Source organism: Flavobacterium defluvii (assembly GCF_900129555.1).
GTDB lineage: Bacteria > Bacteroidota > Bacteroidia > Flavobacteriales > Flavobacteriaceae > Flavobacterium > Flavobacterium defluvii.
In genome coordinates this window covers 13949-31652 of the sequence record NZ_FQWC01000014.1, presented here as the reverse complement: position 1 = coordinate 31652, position 17704 = coordinate 13949, and the positions used below count along the sequence as shown (strand labels likewise).

The 17704-nt window shown below is 35.3% G+C and carries 12 protein-coding genes; 2 read left to right on the top strand and 10 right to left on the bottom strand.

The features are described 5' to 3' along the window. Positions 1-2 precede the first annotated feature (2 nt). The 5 genes from BUC29_RS20645 to BUC29_RS20625 form a co-directional block, all read right to left on the bottom strand. Positions 3-1082: a putative glycoside hydrolase gene (locus BUC29_RS20645; RefSeq protein WP_073418408.1), complete on the bottom strand. Its 1080-nt coding sequence runs from the start codon at positions 1080-1082 to the stop codon at positions 3-5. 5 nt (positions 1083-1087) lie between these two features. Next, positions 1088-2158: a carbohydrate-binding family 9-like protein gene (locus BUC29_RS20640; protein ID WP_073418406.1), complete on the bottom strand. Its 1071-nt coding sequence runs from the start codon at positions 2156-2158 to the stop codon at positions 1088-1090. Between the two features lie 7 nt (positions 2159-2165). Further along, a complete protein-coding gene (locus tag BUC29_RS20635) occupies positions 2166-3131 on the bottom strand; it encodes a glycoside hydrolase family 130 protein (protein ID WP_073418404.1) in 966 nt (321 codons plus the stop codon). Positions 3132-3327: 196 nt separating this feature from the next. Continuing rightward, entirely contained in the window at positions 3328-5205 is a 1878-nt protein-coding gene (locus tag BUC29_RS20630; protein WP_073418402.1) for a sodium:solute symporter family protein, read from the bottom strand. Between the two features lie 43 nt (positions 5206-5248). Further along, positions 5249-7492 (bottom strand): GH92 family glycosyl hydrolase, encoded by a 2244-nt coding sequence (locus BUC29_RS20625; RefSeq protein ID WP_073418400.1) that lies wholly within the window; start codon positions 7490-7492, stop codon positions 5249-5251. Between the two features lie 121 nt (positions 7493-7613). On the opposite strand from BUC29_RS20625, the gene BUC29_RS20620 reads away from it, so the two are divergent. Together BUC29_RS20620 and BUC29_RS20615 are read left to right on the top strand one after the other, a co-directional pair. Next, positions 7614-8672: a sensor histidine kinase gene (locus tag BUC29_RS20620; protein ID WP_073418398.1), complete on the top strand. Its 1059-nt coding sequence runs from the start codon at positions 7614-7616 to the stop codon at positions 8670-8672. 67 nt (positions 8673-8739) lie between these two features. Continuing rightward, the gene (locus tag BUC29_RS20615; RefSeq protein WP_073418396.1) at positions 8740-9453 is read left to right on the top strand and encodes a LytR/AlgR family response regulator transcription factor; all 714 of its coding nucleotides are present in this window, start codon (positions 8740-8742) and stop codon (positions 9451-9453) included. 285 nt (positions 9454-9738) lie between these two features. Here the strand turns inward: BUC29_RS20615 and nagB are convergent, their stop codons facing one another. The 5 genes from nagB to BUC29_RS20590 all read right to left on the bottom strand — a co-directional run bounded on the left by nagB (position 9739) and on the right by BUC29_RS20590 (position 17557). After that, positions 9739-11652 (bottom strand): glucosamine-6-phosphate deaminase, encoded by a 1914-nt coding sequence (nagB, locus tag BUC29_RS20610; RefSeq protein WP_073418394.1) that lies wholly within the window; start codon positions 11650-11652, stop codon positions 9739-9741. Between the two features lie 149 nt (positions 11653-11801). Continuing rightward, positions 11802-13892, bottom strand: a complete 2091-nt coding sequence (locus tag BUC29_RS20605; protein ID WP_073418392.1) for an alpha-L-fucosidase — start codon at positions 13890-13892, stop codon at positions 11802-11804. 192 nt (positions 13893-14084) lie between these two features. Continuing rightward, complete coding sequence (locus BUC29_RS20600; RefSeq protein WP_073418390.1) at positions 14085-15074, bottom strand: glycoside hydrolase family 43 protein; 990 nt, start codon at positions 15072-15074, stop codon at positions 14085-14087. Between the two features lie 204 nt (positions 15075-15278). Beyond that, positions 15279-16454 (bottom strand): aldose epimerase family protein, encoded by a 1176-nt coding sequence (locus BUC29_RS20595; protein ID WP_073418388.1) that lies wholly within the window; start codon positions 16452-16454, stop codon positions 15279-15281. Between the two features lie 80 nt (positions 16455-16534). After that, positions 16535-17557 (bottom strand): glycoside hydrolase family 43 protein, encoded by a 1023-nt coding sequence (locus BUC29_RS20590; RefSeq protein ID WP_073418473.1) that lies wholly within the window; start codon positions 17555-17557, stop codon positions 16535-16537. Positions 17558-17704 lie beyond the last annotated feature (147 nt).

Genomic DNA, 17704 nt, shown 5'->3' with positions numbered 1-17704 from the left:
TATTATTTTAAACTTGCTTTTGTTTCTTTGATTGTCTTTAAATTACTTTCAGACAATGCATTTCCGTCGAAAAATGAAACTCCTACTGCTCCATTTTCTTTTGCTAACAAAATAGCTTCTTTCAATTCTTTATCGTTTTTCAATCCCGGAATATAAATTCCTGTATTGATTTTCGTTTTTTTATCTTCTAAATCGGCAACACCTTGTTTGGTAGCATAACCAACCCAGTCAATTTCTTCATTATAAAAACTGTGGTAAATCATTGGATATACCTCATCGATATTCCATTTGTCCCAACGCTGACGCACCATGTGATCTGCCATTTCAGGATAAGGAAATACGGCTGCCGTTAATTGTTTGTTATGTTTGTGTGCAATTTTATAAGCATCATCGACTACGGCTTTTATGGCGTTTAAACGAAAGTTTTTCCACTCCATATCGATAGAAGTGTTGTGGCTTTCTTTTGGATTTTTATGGTGGATTTTTTCGAATGCTTTTACACATTCATCACAATAACAAAAATCAAATTGCGGTAATTCTATATCCTGAACCAAGTTGTATTTTGGCAGTAAACTAATTGGTAAAAAGATGTCCGGGAAACGAATATAATCTAAATGAACGCTTTCAATTCCGTCAACTTTTGCCAGTTCTTCCACTAAATGTAAAACATGTTCTCTGGATTCTTTTCGGGTTGGGCATAACCATTGGTAATAATCAACATACGGACGATTATCGAAGCAGGATTTTCCTTCTTTGCTTACCTGATACCAGTCTGGATGCTGTAAAGCAACTGAATCATTTGGGCGGTTCATCGCCATAATCCAGGCGTGAACTTTTAAACCTTCTTTTGTGGCAAGCGGCACTAATCTTTTTAAAAGATTTGGATCTGTTGTCGTATTAATTAATACTTCGTCGATTCCTCCGTCTTTGTATTTTTTGAATTCTTTGGTATAATCTGCGTCTGATTTTTTTGCGTCTGCGGTTGTCCAGACTGCAAATTTAAATGAAGTGGTTTCTTCTTTTTTGGCACACGAAAAAATGCTGAATGCCAATAAAAAAAGTAATGCTTTTGGTAGTTTCATAGTGGTTATTTTGTTATTATTTTTCCGTCCTGCTTTATAATAAATGTTTGATTAGAAAATGGACTTTTCACCGAAATATTATATCCGCTGGAATGGTTTTCTAAGATAGGCTTTAAAACTTTATTATCAATGCTGATAACATCTTTTGTTAGATTTGTTAAGGATTTTGCCCAGCTTTTGTTCTTTTGAAAATATTCTTTTTGGGCTCTGTATAAATTATAAAGTTCCCATTTTACTTTCTCGTCCTGCGGAATTGTAAAGGTATCTTTTCCTTCTTTTGAAGAAAAATAAACATAACCCCATTTTTCAGGTTCATGCATATTGATTACACCCATTGGCGACCAAACCCAGTTGTATTCCGGCAGAAATTTTCCGTCAGCATCTTTTTTGCGTTCGTATTTTCCATCGACAATTGAATGCTGCCAGTTTACTCTGGAAAAATTGACTCTCCAGAATTTATCTACAGGTACGTTTTGATCGAAATAAGAGGTTTTGTAAGCCGCCCACGGAATCGCCATTTCTAAAACCCAGCCCTGATCAATATCATTCGGGTTATTAAGTGTTCCCTGAACTTTAACTACTGATTTTAAACCTGTAAGATTCCAGTCGTTTAAAACCACAAGATCATTTTCTCTGTAAGGTTTTGATAAAAATAGATCCCAAGCAGTGTTCAAGGCGTTTATTTCTAATTCGTAATAGTTAAAAGTATCGCTGTCGGGATCTATAAAAACTTCGAAGTCATTGTTGTAAAAAATTATGGTATCGCGCTGCTTTAAATTGGCCCAAACGTGTGGTTCATCAATTTTTGCCAAAATATAAAAATTGGTTTCGTCCCACAGCATTTTAACTTTTGTTGCATACTTGGGTTTAATGCCATTTTCTATATCTTCAAAAAGATCTGTCCACTCTGCTTTACTCCATGAAGGATCAGATTCATCTCCATCAATTGTAATTGGAGTTATTGTTTTTGAAGCGACGTATGTTTTAGGAATAGTGGTATTTTTTTTCGATTGAGAAAATCCCGCAGCCGAAAAAGAAACCAAAACAACTGTTAACCAATGAATTTTTAAACGCATGCTTTTTCTATAAACTGTTATCTTTTGTAAACTGAACTACTTCACTTAATTTACCAAATGCGATTGCTACGGCAGTATCTGCTGCTCCATAATATACGGCTAGTTTATCTTCCTCTGTATCGTGTAAAGCGGCACATGGAAAAACTACATTTGGTACATCTCCAACCATTTCATAAATTTCTGCAGGCCCTAATAAATAAGGCTGCGTTCTGTATTTTACTTTGTCTGGTGAATCAACATCTAAAAGCGCCGAACCCATTGCATAACGGAAACCGTTGCAGGTATTGATAACGCCATGGTAAATCATCAGCCAGCCTTCGTTTGTTAAAATAGGAATTGGCCCTGCTCCAACTTTTGTACACTGCCATGCGCTTTGTTCAAACGGACTTGGTTTCATTACCAAACGGTGTTCTCCCCAGTATTTCATATCCGGGCTGTAGCTGATCCAGATGTCTCCAAATGGCGTATGCCCGTTATCACTTGGACGGCTTAACATTGCGTATTTTCCGTTTATTTTTTGCGGAAATAAAACCCCGTTTCTGTTGAATGGCAAAAAGGCATTTTCGCATTGAAAAAACTCTTTAAAGTCAAAAGTATATCCAATACCAATAGTTGGTCCGTTGTAACCATTACACCATGTAATCCAGTAACGATCTTCGATGAAAACGACACGCGGATCGTATTTATAAGCAGATTCGATCATATCTGTATTACCAGACTGCATTACGATTGGTTCGTGGTTGATTTCCCAATCGATTCCGTTTTTACTAAAGCCGGCAAAAATATTCATTTGAACCGCTTTATTATCACATCTGAAAACTCCCGCATAACCATCTCCAAAAGGAACTACAGCACTGTTAAAAATACTGTTTGATGATGGTATCGCATATCTGTCGATAATCGGGTTTTCAGAATATCTCCACATTACATCTTTACTGTTTTCGGGTCTGTCTTGCCAAGGAATACTGCTCATTTTTTTATTTTTTTATTGTTTGTTTTTTATTTTCTTAATCTTGTCATCCTGACGAAGGAAGGATCTTCATAAGTGACTCCCCACTTAGAAATTCGCCAAACGTTGTCGAGTTTCTTGTGTGGTCATCGACTTCGCTCAGACTGACAAACTTTGGAGAAATTCTCTACTCTAAATCTTGCTTCTTGTATCTTTTATCTTAATCCGCCAATTTTCTAACTTTATCTAACCAGGTAAATTTTAATATCGCAGTCGTTACTAAAAACACAATCAAAGCTGTAATTGCTTTTGGATAATCTCTGATAATAAAGAATATCGGAAGCAAAATCATACTTGACTGCCAGATAATTCCAATTGCACAATTCATCATATCCAGCCAGAAATCATTATTTTTTTCGAAAGTCTGATCTTCAGCTTTTAGTTCTTTATAAACCGGATTCCAGAATCCCCAAGGTCTTACGTTTGAATAAAATGATTTTAAAACTCCCATTTCTGTCGGTTCGCTTAAATAAGTTCCCAAAAGACAACCTAAAATTGAGAATCCAAATATTAATGGGAAAAGATAAATCGCCTGAACTTGTGATAAATCATATAAAAAAGAACCTTCGGTTAAATTCCCTTTGTTCATGCCTAAAATAAATTGAAACGAAGCAATAATTAATCCGGCGAACATTCCCCAGAAATAACCCCAGCCATTAAAACGCCACCAGATCCATTTTAGGAAATTAGCTGCTACGTAACCTCCGTATAATGCACTTGTAATCCAAAGCGTTAAAGAGTTAATTGAATCTGCAAAAAATCCCATGAAAACTCCTAAACCAACTACAAGGAAAGAAGAAATCTGACTTACTTTAATATAATGTTGATTTGTAGCAACTGGTTTGAAGTATTTTTTATAAATATCATTTACTATATATGCTGGCCCTGCATTTACAAAAGCGGAAAATCCAGACATAAAAGCGGCCAATAAACCTGCTAAAAGAATTCCTTTAATTCCAACCGGGATGTATAAATTGACCACTTTTGGCATTAATAATTCTAAATCGGCTCCGTTTAATCCTGTGTTTGCATTTAATTCCGGTGCTAAGTTTACCAACGCAATTACTACGATTCCAGTTATTAATAAATATCTCGGAATGAACAAAATTAAATTGGTGAAACCGCTCATATAAGCTGCTTCTTTTACTGATTTTGTAGAAAGAACTCTTTGTAAATCGTAACTTGGCGTTGGTCCTGCCACACTGGCAAAGAAACCTTTGAATAATGTCATTCCGATGAAAGCGCCGAACATTTTATAACCTTCAGAATCAATTAAATTATTGAAGGTTTGGAATTTATCACTCCACTGGGTTTCAAACTGCCATCCGAAGAAAACATTTTTCCATTCCGGCGTAATTATCGAATTTATCTGAATATCGGTATAATTAATAAAAGCATATCCGGCAATTAAAACTCCGGCTACAATCATGATTAAATATTGAACCACTTCTGTAGCAACTACAGAAAACATTCCGCCTTTTACGGTATAAATAGTTGTTAGGAAAATGATTAACAAGGCATAAGAACGCTCAGATGTCAATAAAATCATATCGCCGTAATGAAGCGTTAAATCCCACGGAAGAATAATGGTTACAAATTTTCCGATTCCTTCGAAGAAATAAGCGATGAAACCAATTGTAGAAATAATGGCAAAAATAGCCACAATAATATGCGATGCTTTTCCGGCTTTATCGCTTCCAAAACGGGTTAAAATCCACTCAGAACCTGTCATTACTTTTGATCTTCGAATCCAGACTGCAAGGAACATCATTACGAAAATCTGGTTCCAGATTGGCCAAAGCCACATGAACATAAAGCTTTTTACTCCGTACAGAAAAAGTACCCCAATCATCCAGGAAGTTCCGGAAACATCAAACATTCCAGATCCGTTACTTAGACCTAAAAAATACCATTTGATTGTTTTTCCGCCAAGAAAATAATCATCCAGTCCTTGTTTTGCTTTTCTTGAAATCCAAATTCCGATACTCACTGAGAGCAGAATGTAAGCTACGATTATCGATACGTCAATAATATCCATTAAATTTATTTGTTAGTAGGTTAGTTACGTTTTTTGTTTTTGTTTATTTTTTTGTTCCCCAGTTTTTATTTGGCTGAGGTCCCATTATAAAATGTAAAACCCCGCCTTTTAAAATCTGTTGATGTGTAATTGCTGTTTGATTGAATTCTACTCCGTTTAATGTTGCCGACTGTATGTAAAAGTTTTTGTCTGAAACATTCTCTGCTTCAATAACAAACGTTTTTCCGCCTTCAAGATTGATGGTTGCTTTTTCGAAAATCGGACTTCCAATTTCATATTCTCCCGAAGCCGGATTCATTGGGTATAATCCCATTGAACTGAAAACATACCACGCCGACATTTGTCCGCAGTCTTCGTTTCCGCTTAATCCATTTGGTGTTGTATTATATTGTGTGTCTAAAATATGACGTACCCAATATTGTGTTCTCCAAGGCTGACCTGCATGGTTGAACATATACGCAATATGATGGCTTGGCTCGTTTCCGTGTGCATATTGTCCAATTAATCCTGAAATATCTGCCGAAATATTGTTTCCTGTAATTTCTGAACTCTCTGTAAATAATTGTTCTAAGCGTTTCGTAAATGCTTCATTTCCTCTGTGAAGTTTTACAAAATCGTCGACATTATGAGGTACAAACCAGCTGTGCTGCCATGCATTTCCTTCGGTATAATCGGTGTGTTCTCTGTGGTTAGAATGTTTCGGGTCAAAAGGTTCATTCCATGATTTTCCATCATCTGATTTTCCTCTCATGAATCCTGTTTTCGGATCAAATAAATATTGATAAGCCTGAGAGCGTTTTAAGAAAAATTCATAATCGGCCGTTTTTCCTAAAGCTTTTGCCATTTGAGCCACACACCAATCGTCGTAAGCATATTCTAAGGTAATTGTAACCGATTCGTCTAATAAATTATAAGGTATATAACCGTATTTTTTGTAAAAGTTTAAACCGCGCTCGTCCTGCATCATCGTGGCTTTCATCGCTTCAAAAGCTTTTTCGGCATCAAAACCTTTTATACCTTTTAAATAAGCATCAGTAATTACCGGAATGGAATGGTATCCTGTCATAGTATTGGTCTCATTGGCGTATAAAGTCCAGACCGGTAATATTTTTTTGGTATCGTAATACGCTAACATTGAGTTTACAATATCTGATGTTTTTTCTGGTGCCAGTAAAGTAAGCAGAGGATTTTCGGCTCTAAAAGTATCCCATAGTGATAAGGTCGAATAGGCGGTATAATCTTTTGCTGTAACAATTTGATCATCCTCTTTTCTAAATTGACCGTTTTTATCACTATAGGTTACAGGGGCAACTTGTGCGTGATACATCGCAGTATAAAAAATCGTTTTTAACGAATCTACTGGTGTTTCAACTTTAATTTTGCTTAATGCTTTATTCCAAACCGAAGCGGCTTCTGATTTCGTAGTGTCGAAATTTGCTTTTTCTCCATCCAGATTATCTTTGGCATTAGCCACACTTACAGATGAAAGCGCAACTTTTACATACAATTCATCCGAGTTTTTAGTATCAAAAAACAATTGCACCGAAGTATTTTCTGCATCTGCTTTTTTAGCATTTACAATTTGTTTATCAGCTGTTAAAACTGATTCTGTAATAGGTTTTGAAAATTTGGCCACAAAAAATACTTTTTGATTTAATGCCCAGCCTTTACTATATCGGTAACCGCTTATAGTATATTTGTCTTCGATTGTAATTCCGGTTTTTACAGCTTTGTCCCAGTTTATGGCAAATCCTAAATCGACAACTACAGATTGTTTGTCTCCTTTTGTAAACGTATATTTATGATACGCTGTTCTTTGTGAAGATGTGAGTTCTACATTGATCTTAGGATCCTTAAGAAAAACCTGGTAAGAACCTGGTGCTGCTTTTTCGTTAACATGACTGTAAAATGATTTATAAGGTAATTGATCTCTTGAAGTTGTTTTTAATGTTAAATCGACTTTTTTGTTTGTCGGCATAAATAAAATGTCGGCCAAATCGCCAATTCCTGTTCCGCTTAAGTGTAAATGACTGAAACCAGAAACGATAGAATCTGAATAATGATAACCAGAACACCAGTCCCAGCTTGAGATTCCGTTATCCGGGCTCACTTGTAACATCCCAAAAGGAACCGTAGCTCCAGGGTACGTATGGCCATGTCCGCCTGTCCCAATAAAAGGATCAACGTGGTTTACAAAAATATTTTCCTGATTATTATTTTTGTATGACTTTATTTTACAACTTGTAGCCAGAATTACAAATAAAGCAGGCACGAGAATTTTCTTCATATAAAACAACCTTAATTTAACTTTAAATTTAAATAAACCGACTTTTTATTAAAACTTATTTAGACGGACAACACATAAACTTAGATAAACATCAAAAAAAGTCACAAAACATACTCATATTATGAATTTCAATTCTAACAAATTATATCGCATACCATTATATTATCATGTGGTTTTTTGGCTTACTTATTTCCTTTTTAATACTTTTAGATGGGGAAGTTATTTTAATGATTATTTGTATTCTCTTAAAACCAATCTACTCGGTTTTCCAATTCACATGACTTTGTGTTATTTGAATATTCTGGTTTTTATGCCTTATCTCGTTTATCGTAAAAAATATGTGCTGTATGTACTGGCGGTATTATCAGCGATTTTTGCTATGGTTCTTGTAAAATTTAATCTTACCTACCTTTTAATTACACATGATGTATGGCCGGAAGGTCCACAGACAATTGATAAACTGACGCTTAATTATACCATTGATATGATGATGGGCGAATTGTATGTAATGACTTTTGTTACGGCAATTAAAATCACTTTAGATTTTTTGAAAGAACAAAAAAGAGTAACTGATTTAGAGAAATCACAACTGGAAACAGAATTGCTTTTTCTTAAATCTCAAATCTCTCCGCATTTTTTCTTCAACACTTTAAATAATATTTATTCTCTTTCTGTAGAAAAATCAAATAAAACGCCTAAAATTGTTTTAAAGCTTTCTGAATTGATGCGTTATATGCTTTATGATACGCAAGGAAAAAAACAAAGTCTGGAAAACGAGATTCTATGTATTCAGAATTATCTTGATCTGGAAAGAATCAGAAATGATGATCGTCTGGAAGTAAACATGGAGGTTTCGGGAGATATTCATGACAAAGAAATTTCTCCGGTGATTTTACTGACATTTATAGAAAATGCTTTTAAGCATGGTGTAAATAAAAACACCGGAAAAGTAAAAATCGATATTAAATTTAAGGTAAAAGGTGATTTCCTGCACTTTAGCATTTCGAATCCAATGCCAGAAATTACGCATCATGAAGACATTTTTAACAAGTCAAGTGGTATAGGCATCGAAAATGTCAAAAAAAGACTCGAATTAGGTTATAATAAAAATGACTATAAGCTTTCATTTAAAAATAAAAAGAATATTTTTGTCGTAAAGCTTGTGATTAAAGTAACCTAAAACAGCTTTTCCCCGTATATATGTTACCTGCTAAAATTATTTCGCTCAAATAACTAAGATTATAGAAATGAAAATAAAATGTTTGATTATTGATGACGAGCCATTGGCAATCAATGTTATAAAAAACTATTTAGAGCCACTTGAAAATTTTGAGGTAATAAATACTTTCAGTAATCCGATTGAAGGCTTGAATTTTTTGAAAAATAATTCGGTCGATGTTATTTTTCTGGATATAAACATGCCGGTTCTTGACGGAATTAATTTTATAAAAAGTCTTGAAAATCCGCCATTATTAGTGATTACAAGTGCTTACAGTCAGTTTGCAATTGAAACTTATGAATTGGACGTTTTAGATTACCTGGTAAAACCAATCGAGTTCCCAAGGTTAATGAAAACGCTGAACAAAATCAGCAAAAGACTGGAAAACAAAACCAGCTCTCCACAAGAAAACGCAGCCGACAGCCCTTTTATCTTTGTGAAAATAGATAAAAAGAGAATGAAAAAGATTTTCTTCAATGAAATTCTGGTTATCGAAAGCTTAAAAGATTATTTAAAAATAAACACCACAACTGGAAAATATATAATCCACAGTACTTTATCTGATTTTACAGATTTATTACCTGAAAAAAACTTCTTGAGAATTCACCGTTCATACACAATCGCAATTGACAAAATCGACGCTGTAGAAGGAAACAGCATTGAAATTGAAGGACTTCGATATGTTATTGGAAGATCGTACATCGATCATGTAAAACAGAGAATTTTGAATTCTTCTATATAGCTTTTAACCGCAAAGAGCGCTAAGATTTACGCAATCCCGATAGCTATCGGGAGCAAAGTTTATTCACAAAGCTTTGCGAACTTTTTTTATTTCTTTTTTTAGAACAAGCAAAAAAGCTTAGCGTCCTTTGCGTAAACCTTAGCAGCTCTTTGCGGTAAAAAAAACTTTGTGGTTAAATCTCAAAAACAAGCATAAAAAAAATGCAGCCAACCACGGCTGCATTTCAAAACTTGGTAACTAACCAAATAAACCACATGAAATAGTCTATTTTATTTTAAATATTTTTTAGAAAAAATATCTTTTAAAGGCTTCAATGGCAGAGTAATCTGCTAAACCTAAAGCGTGATATTTTTCTGCAGTTAATCTGTTTCTGTCTTCTGCTCTAATCCAGAATTCTCTACTGTCATCTCCCTGAAACATTACACCATCTTTTTGCGATTGGTGAAAGAAAATCGCATGACGTTTTTTCAACACCTGATCCGGACTCATCGGAACCGCCATTTCAATTTGGTACGTTTCCCATTCGTGCCAGGCACCTCGGTATAACCAAACCCAGCAGTCATCCATAAAACTTTTGTGTTTCAATCGTTTCAAAGCTTCAAATAAACTATCAAGACAAACTTTGTGCGTTCCGTGCGGATCTGCTAAATCTCCTGCTGCATAAATTTGATGCGGTTTTATTCTTTCGATGATATCGCACATAATTTCGATATCTGCCTCACCAAGATTATTTTTCTTTACCGTCCCTGTTTCATAAAAAGGAAGATCAAGGAAGTTTACATTAGAATCCGGCAAACCTAAATAACGTGTTGCCGCGAGAGATTCGCTTCGTCTAATTAAACCTTTGAGTTTTCTAACTTCTAATGAATCAATATCATTGCTTTTTTTGTTTTTCAAAAAGTCAATAATATTTTCGGCTACAGCAGAATCAGCATTTAATGCTTTTGTAATTTCAGCAAATTTTAAAGCCTCCTGATTCGAAACTGCAATATTTCCAGACGTTTGATAAGCAATATGCACATCGTGCCCCTGCTCTACCAATCTGTCAAAAGTTCCTCCCATTGAGATAACATCATCATCAGGATGTGGGCTAAAAATGATAATTCTCTTTTTCTCAGGTGCTGCGCGTTCTGGTCTGTACGTGTCATCAGCATTTGGTTTTCCACCCGGCCAACCGGTAATTGTCTGCTGCATTTTATTGAACATTTTAATATTCAAATTATATGCAGTTCCTTCTTCTGTCAAAACACTCGACATTCCGTTATCGTTATAGTCTTTGTCTGTCAGTTTCAGGAAAGGTTTTTTAGTTAATTCGCTTAACCAGGCCACCGCTTTCAGTTTCAATTCATCTGTCCATATTACAGATTTTACTAACCAAGGTGTTTTTACCCGGGTTAATTCTGATGAAGCTTCGGTATCTAAAACAAAAGTTGTGTTGTTGTGCTGCTGTAAATACGTCGCCGGAACCCGGGATGAAATTTCACCTTCGATTGTTTTCTTTATAATTTCTGCTTTGCTGATTCCCCATCCAAGAAGTACAATTCTTTTGGCATTTTTTACAGTGCCAATTCCCATTGTTATTGCTTTTCTGGGCACATTATCAATTCCTAAAAATGATGATGCAGCATCAACTCGCGTTAAATGATCTAATGTAATGCTTCTGGTTCCTGAATTTACGTGAGATCCCGGCTCGTTGAAACCGATATGTCCTGTTCTTCCAATTCCTAAAAGCTGAAAATCTAATCCGCCATAAGCTTTAATTTTCATTTCATAATCGATACAGTATTGCTGAAGGTCTTCATTACTGATACTTCCGTCAGGAATATTGATATTTTGAGGCGGAATATTAACATGATTAAAAAGGTGCTCATGCATAAAGTACCAGTAACTCTGAATATCGTTTTTATCCATTGGATAATACTCATCTAAGTTGAAAGTTACCACATTTGCAAAACTCAGACCTTCTTCTTTATGAAGACGAACTAATTCTTCGTATACTTTTATAGGAGACGATCCCGTTGCTAAACCTAAAACGCAGGGTTCGTTTAACTCTTCTTTTCTCTGAATTATATTGGCTATTTCCTGAGCGACTAAAATCGAAGCTTCTTTAGACGAATCAAAAATTACATTGTGTATCTTTTCAAAACGCGTTTCTTCGAACTTTCCTGCTTCTTTGAAATTTATACTTTCTTTAATCATTTGCCTGTTGTTCTAATTATTTAGTATAAAATTAAATATTACATAATGTAAATAATCAAAAATTCGACTAATAACCTGTTACCTTCGCTATAGGACAAAATTGGCAACTTTAAGCAAAAAGATTACAATTTAAATGGCAATTATAAAGTTTAAATTACATTAAGTTCGGCAATAGAAACGGTCTGCCCCTTCGCCACCGCTGACTTCGCCACGAAACGAATATATCTGGCTTTGATTTTTTTGAAAGTTTTAAACTGCTCAATCGGGTTGTGTTTGATATTTGAAAATTCACCTTCAGACTGCAATGTCCATTTTACATTATCTGCACTTGTGTAAAATTCATAATTTGAAATTAAATTAAGATTATTACCCACTTGCTGCGGCATATAAGTAAAACCGTTTAGCATTAATAAACTTCCCATATCAATCGTTATTTCCTGCGGAAGTTTATTTTGGTCATTACCAAAACTCCAGTCTGTATTTGGATTTCCGTCGATAACTCTGTCTGCTGATTTTAAATCTCCGCTTGAAGCCGAAATTATTTTCCAGTTTTCTTTTGATGCGCCATATTTTGCTGTTTTTACAGCACTGCTAATATTTTCTGCAGTATCAATTGCAATGGCTTTTATGGTCACGGCTTTATTAACCCGAAATACTCCTTTATATAAGGTGCTTTTTTTCGTTGGATTTTTTCCGTCAAGCGAATAATAAACAGGATTTCCATTTTCAGATTTTATCGTTACATCGCCATTTTTATCACGGCTGATTTCAGGCATTCGTACAAAAGTAGGCGCATTATAAGCCTCAATATTAGAAATTACGATATTAGCTTTCGAATCGGTAATATTAATTCTTACTGCCGATGCTTTAACTCTGTCAATTCTTAAAATTCTTTTGTAACCAATAGTTGTTTCGTTGGCAGCCGTTTTCCAGTTTCCATCAACTCTAGCTTCAACGTTAAAAGCTTTTACACGCTGCCCAAGCGCAATATATTCCTGAAGTAAAATTCGGTTTATAGCTGTAGGTTTTTCAAACTCGAAAGTAATTGAAGCTGTTTTTACATTATCGTCTGTTGCCCAATAAGTGTTTTTATTTCCGTCAGAAACATTTTTTGCAGAAAACTCTAAACTATTTCCTCTAACATTATCTGCAGAAACTTTAGTTCCTTTTAATAATTCAGTTTTAAAATCGGCTTTAATGGTCACAACTAATTCTTTTAATCTCGCTTCGTCATTTTCGTGAACCAAACCTCTTTTATCAACCGGAAGATTTAATAATAAAGTGGCATTTCGTCCAATTGATTCGTAATAAATATCTACCATTTCATCCAGCGAACGCACTTTATCATCTTCAACCGAATGATAAAACCATCCCGGTCTAATCGAAACATCGGCTTCGCCCGGAACCCATTTTTCGCCATCTTCATGCCCCGACATAAATTCGGTATAATGAACTTTTCCGGCCAACTCATCTTTTTGGCGTAAAAGCGACCAGTTTGTTTTTCCGGCTCGGCCTTCTTCATTTCCAATCCATCTCGCTTCAGAAGGGCCAACTCCCCAAACCAAAGTTTTAGGCGCCAGCTGATAAATCAATTTATAAGTTTCATCCCAATTGTAATATTCAAGCGTATTGATTTTTCGGGTTTCATTGGCACCGCCATAATAACCGTCGCCGCCGTTTGCACCATCAAACCACATTTCGAAAACGTCGCCATAATTCGTTAATAATTCTCTCAGCTGATTTCTGAAATACGTAACATATTCCGGCTTTCCGTAGTCCGCACGGTTTCTGTCCCAAGGCGACAGATATAATCCTAATTTTAAATTATATTCTTTACAGGCCGCAGCCAATTCTTTAACCAAATCACCTTTCCCGTTTTTCCAAGGAGAATTTTTCACAGAACGTTCCGTATACGCCGACGGCCACAAACAAAACCCATCGTGATGTTTGGCAACCAAAATAATTCCTTTCATTCCGGCCGCTTTCACGATACGCGCCCATTGGCGAACGTCTAAATTTGTCGGGTTAAATAAAGCCGGAGATTCGTCGCCGTAACCCCATTCCTTATTGGTAAATGTGTTTAATGAAAAATGCACAAAAGCATAAAATTCCATTTCCTGCCAGTCAATTTGTTTTTGCGTAGGAAGCGGTCCAAAAGGTTCCGGAGCTTTTACAGTATTTTGACTGTTTGCAGAAATTGTGATACATAGAGAACACAAGAAAAGAAAAATATTTTTCATCGTACGGTGATGCATAACGTATTAATAAAATAGGAACAACACAATATTAATGTAAATTACTATTCTAAATATTATTATTTCGACCAACAACGAATTTGAATTGTTAAGTGTATGCTGTAAAAAAAATTCAGGTTTCAAATTTCAGGTTAAAAACCCGGAACTTGAAACCTGAAACCTGAAACAAAAAAATACTTATTTCACATTTAAGAACTGAAAACTGGCAGGATCAGCGACAATTTTTCCATCTTTAAATTCAATTGAAATAACTCCTGCTTTTCTTGGAGAAACAGCACTTTCGCTGTAATGTGTATGCAAAACATAATGCATTTTATTGTCTTGATCCCAAAATACATCGCCGTGTCCAATCCCGTTTTGTTTGGTATTTTGTCTGCTGATAATTGGGCTGTCTGTCGCTTTTTCCCAAGGTCCAAACGGACTTTTACTTGTGGCATAACCTACAGCGTAATCGATATTTCTGAAATCATTTGCCGAATAAATCATGTAATATAAACCGTTGTGTTTTAAAACTGTCGGGCCTTCTGTAACTGGCCAGCTTACATTTTGAGTATTTTCCCAAAGCATAGTTCCGGAAATACATTCTTTTAAAGTTTCTGGTTTTATGCTTTTAAAATCGTCGTTTATTTCTGCGACGAAAATTCTGTTTCCATTTGTTAAACGTACATGATACAGGTATTTTTTTCCATCTTCATCAATAAAAATAAACGGATCGATTTGATTTCCGGTTTTGATAATCGGTTCTTTTGAATCGTTTTTAAATGGTCCAAGCGGACTCTCGCTGGTTGCAACTGCGATATTTTCATTCGCAGTATAAATCATATAAAATTTATTTTGATACGAAAGAATCTGCGGCGCCCAAAATCCTTTGTCACCAAAAGCGTCTCCTTTTTTAAAAGCCAAACCATTCTGCTTACCAACTGGTCCTTTCCAGTCTTTTAAATCTGACGAAGTATAAACCTGAAATCCTTCTCCATTTGGAATATCTCCAGATGTAGTTCCGTATAAATAATACGTTCCTTTGTCGTAAAAAATGGTTGGATCAGCTAGTAAAATTGAGCTGGATTTTACTTCTGTTGGTGTTGGTTTTGGTTGTGTCGTGTCTTTTTCCTGCGAACAGGCTGCGAAAACACAAAGTGATGCTATTGAGGTTAGTATTTTTTTCATTTTTTATTGATTTATTTTTTTTTACTGGAGAGAGTTTTTAACGCAAAGGGCGCGAAGGTTTTTCGCAAAGGATGCAAAGTTTTTTTTATTTCTGATTCTTTGAGAAGCCAAAGGACACAAAGTTTTTCGTCATTCTTTGTCACCCTGAGCGAAGTCGAAGGGCGCAAAGTTTATCGCCATTTTTGTCATTTCACAACTCACCACTTATTTCGTCGAAAACTGATAATAAGAGACCGTATGATATTTTTCTCCTACTTTCAAAACAATTGGTGCAAATTTTGGCTGATTCGGTGCATCTGGAAAATGTTGTGTTTCAAGAGCAAACGCTGTTCTGAAATCATCTTTTGCACCAGATTTGAATGTATTTTTTGACTGCATGAAATTTCCGCTGTAAAACTGTAATCCCGGTTCTTCTGTAAAAATATCCATTGTAATTCCGGATTTATCACCTGAGATTGTTGCGGCATGATTTAGTCCGTTTTTCTTGGTTCCGTTTAAAACGTAATTGTGATCGTAACCTTTTCCAAATTTCAATTGCTCCTCTTTTGCTTCGATTCTTTCACCAATTGCATGTTTTGAAGTAAAATCAAAAACGGTATTTTTAACCGATTTTAATTCTCCACTCGGAATCAAACCTTCGTCAACCGGAGTAAACTCATTGGCATAAATTTGTAATTTGTGATTTAAGATTGTGCCGCTTCCTTCTCCATTTAAATTAAAAAAGGCGTGATTGGTTAAATTGACAATTGTTGTTTTATCTGTAGTTGCTTCATATTCCATTTTTACAGAATTATCATCCGTAATTGTGTACGTTACTTTTACAGATAAATTCCCCGGAAAACCTTGTTCTCCATCTGGCGAAATGTATGTAAAAACCAAAGTATTTTCGTTTGTTTTTTCAGCATTCCAAACTACATCCTGAAAACCTTTTATACCGCCGTGCAAAGCATTTTTTCCATTATTTAACGGAACTTGATATTGTTTTCCATCCAATGTAAATTTTCCTTTTCCAATTCTGTTTCCAACTCTTCCTATTGTTGCTCCAAAATAAGGTTCTGTTGAGGTTTTAAAACCTTTTGCGCTGTTCATTCCCACAACAACATCTGTTGGTTTTCCGTTTTTATCGTTCACCCAAAGTCCAATTAATCTTCCTCCGTAATTGGTAAATGCGGCTTTGATTCCTTTGTTTTCTATCCAATATAAACCGACTTTTTTACCATCAATAATAGTATCAAAATTTTTAGTTTCTAAAACTGTTTTTACTGAATCTGAAGTTACCTCAGCTGTTTCTTTTGAAGCTGCATTTTCCTTTTTATTGTCTTTGCAATTGAATTGAAAAAGTGCCAGTAAAACAACTGCAGCGATTTGAATATTTTTCATTTTTATGTCATTGCGAGGAACGAAACACTCGAAGCGTCAGCGAACTGAGCGCAAGCTAAACTCTTCCTCTGGTTAGTATTTTATTTTGATGGAATTGCCAATATTGTTTCTTCACTTACTGGTTCTCCCAAAACCGGAAATCCGTTTGAATCCCAATCGATTTTTTGCATTCTTGGTGATCTTTTATTGCCACATCCTTCTCCCGGATTTGAATTGGCGTGATATAAAATCCAGTCTTCTTTTCCGTCAGGGGATTTAAAGAACGAATTGTGTCCCGGTGCATACACTTTATTTTTATCGGATTGCTTGAAGATTGGTTCCTGAGATTTTTTCCACCCCGAAGCATCCAATAAATTATCACTTCCATTAAAAGTCAATAATCCTAAAGCATAAAAATCTGTCCAGCATCCGCTTGCTGAAAACACTATAAATATTTTTCCATTTTTTTCTAAAAACTGCGGCCCTTCGTTTACATTTACCTGCGGCGGATTTACATCATCATGCAATGCTCCGTGTGTTTCCCAATCGTTGGTTGGCGAAGAAATCATAATTCGGTCGCCGTCGATTTGCAGCGGGTTTTTCATTTTTGCGATGTAAATATTCTGCTGTCCGTTTGTGTCTCCTTCCCAGCCTGCCCAAATCATATATAGCTGTTTTTTATGTTCGAAAACATTACCGTCAATTGCCCATTTATCTGTTTTTGCGGCAATTTTTCCTTTAAACTCAAATTTCCCTTTAAACGGATCTGACGATTTATTTTCTAAAACATACATTCTGTGATTGTTGTTGTCGCCGTTATCTGCTGCGAAATAACAATACCATTTTCCGTTTATAATATGAAATTCCGGTGCCCAGATTTCTGCCGAATAATTGGTGTTTTTTGGCGGTGTCCAAATCACTTTGCTTTCAGCATTTTTTATATCTGATAAGTCTTTTGTTTTCCATAAAACCAATTTGTTTCCGAGCGTATTTGTATAATAATAGTATCCTTTATAATACGTACTATAAGGGTCTGCTCCCGATGGCAAAATGGGGTTTGTGAAGGTTTTTTGCTGAGCAAAACTTATCGCTGTGAACAGAAAAAGAATTAGGTATTTTTTCATTTTAGTTTTTTTATTGTTGGGCGTGGTTTTTTTAACGCAAAGACGCAAAGGTTTTTTCGCAAAGTTCGCAAAGGTTTTTTCTCTATTTTGTTACTTCAAAAGAAGCCGAAGTTCGCAAAGTAAATCGTCAATCTTTGTAGAGTTACT

Bases quoted from the DNA above. Each gene is read 5' to 3' on its own strand.
- BUC29_RS20615 (WP_073418396.1), top strand. From the start codon at position 8,740: ATGAAAATAAAATGTTTGATTATTGATGACGAGCCATTGGCAATCAAT.
- BUC29_RS20635 (WP_073418404.1), bottom strand. From the start codon at position 3,131: ATGAGCAGTATTCCTTGGCAAGACAGACCCGAAAACAGTAAAGATGTA.
- BUC29_RS20630 (WP_073418402.1), bottom strand. From the start codon at position 5,205: ATGGATATTATTGACGTATCGATAATCGTAGCTTACATTCTGCTCTCA.
- BUC29_RS20590 (WP_073418473.1), bottom strand. From the start codon at position 17,557: ATGAAAAAATACCTAATTCTTTTTCTGTTCACAGCGATAAGTTTTGCT.
- BUC29_RS20625 (WP_073418400.1), bottom strand. From the start codon at position 7,492: ATGAAGAAAATTCTCGTGCCTGCTTTATTTGTAATTCTGGCTACAAGT.
- BUC29_RS20645 (WP_073418408.1), bottom strand. From the start codon at position 1,082: ATGAAACTACCAAAAGCATTACTTTTTTTATTGGCATTCAGCATTTTT.
- BUC29_RS20605 (WP_073418392.1), bottom strand. From the start codon at position 13,892: ATGAAAAATATTTTTCTTTTCTTGTGTTCTCTATGTATCACAATTTCT.
- nagB (WP_073418394.1), bottom strand. From the start codon at position 11,652: ATGATTAAAGAAAGTATAAATTTCAAAGAAGCAGGAAAGTTCGAAGAA.
- BUC29_RS20595 (WP_073418388.1), bottom strand. From the start codon at position 16,454: ATGAAAAATATTCAAATCGCTGCAGTTGTTTTACTGGCACTTTTTCAA.
- BUC29_RS20600 (WP_073418390.1), bottom strand. From the start codon at position 15,074: ATGAAAAAAATACTAACCTCAATAGCATCACTTTGTGTTTTCGCAGCC.
- BUC29_RS20620 (WP_073418398.1), top strand. From the start codon at position 7,614: ATGAATTTCAATTCTAACAAATTATATCGCATACCATTATATTATCAT.
- BUC29_RS20640 (WP_073418406.1), bottom strand. From the start codon at position 2,158: ATGCGTTTAAAAATTCATTGGTTAACAGTTGTTTTGGTTTCTTTTTCG.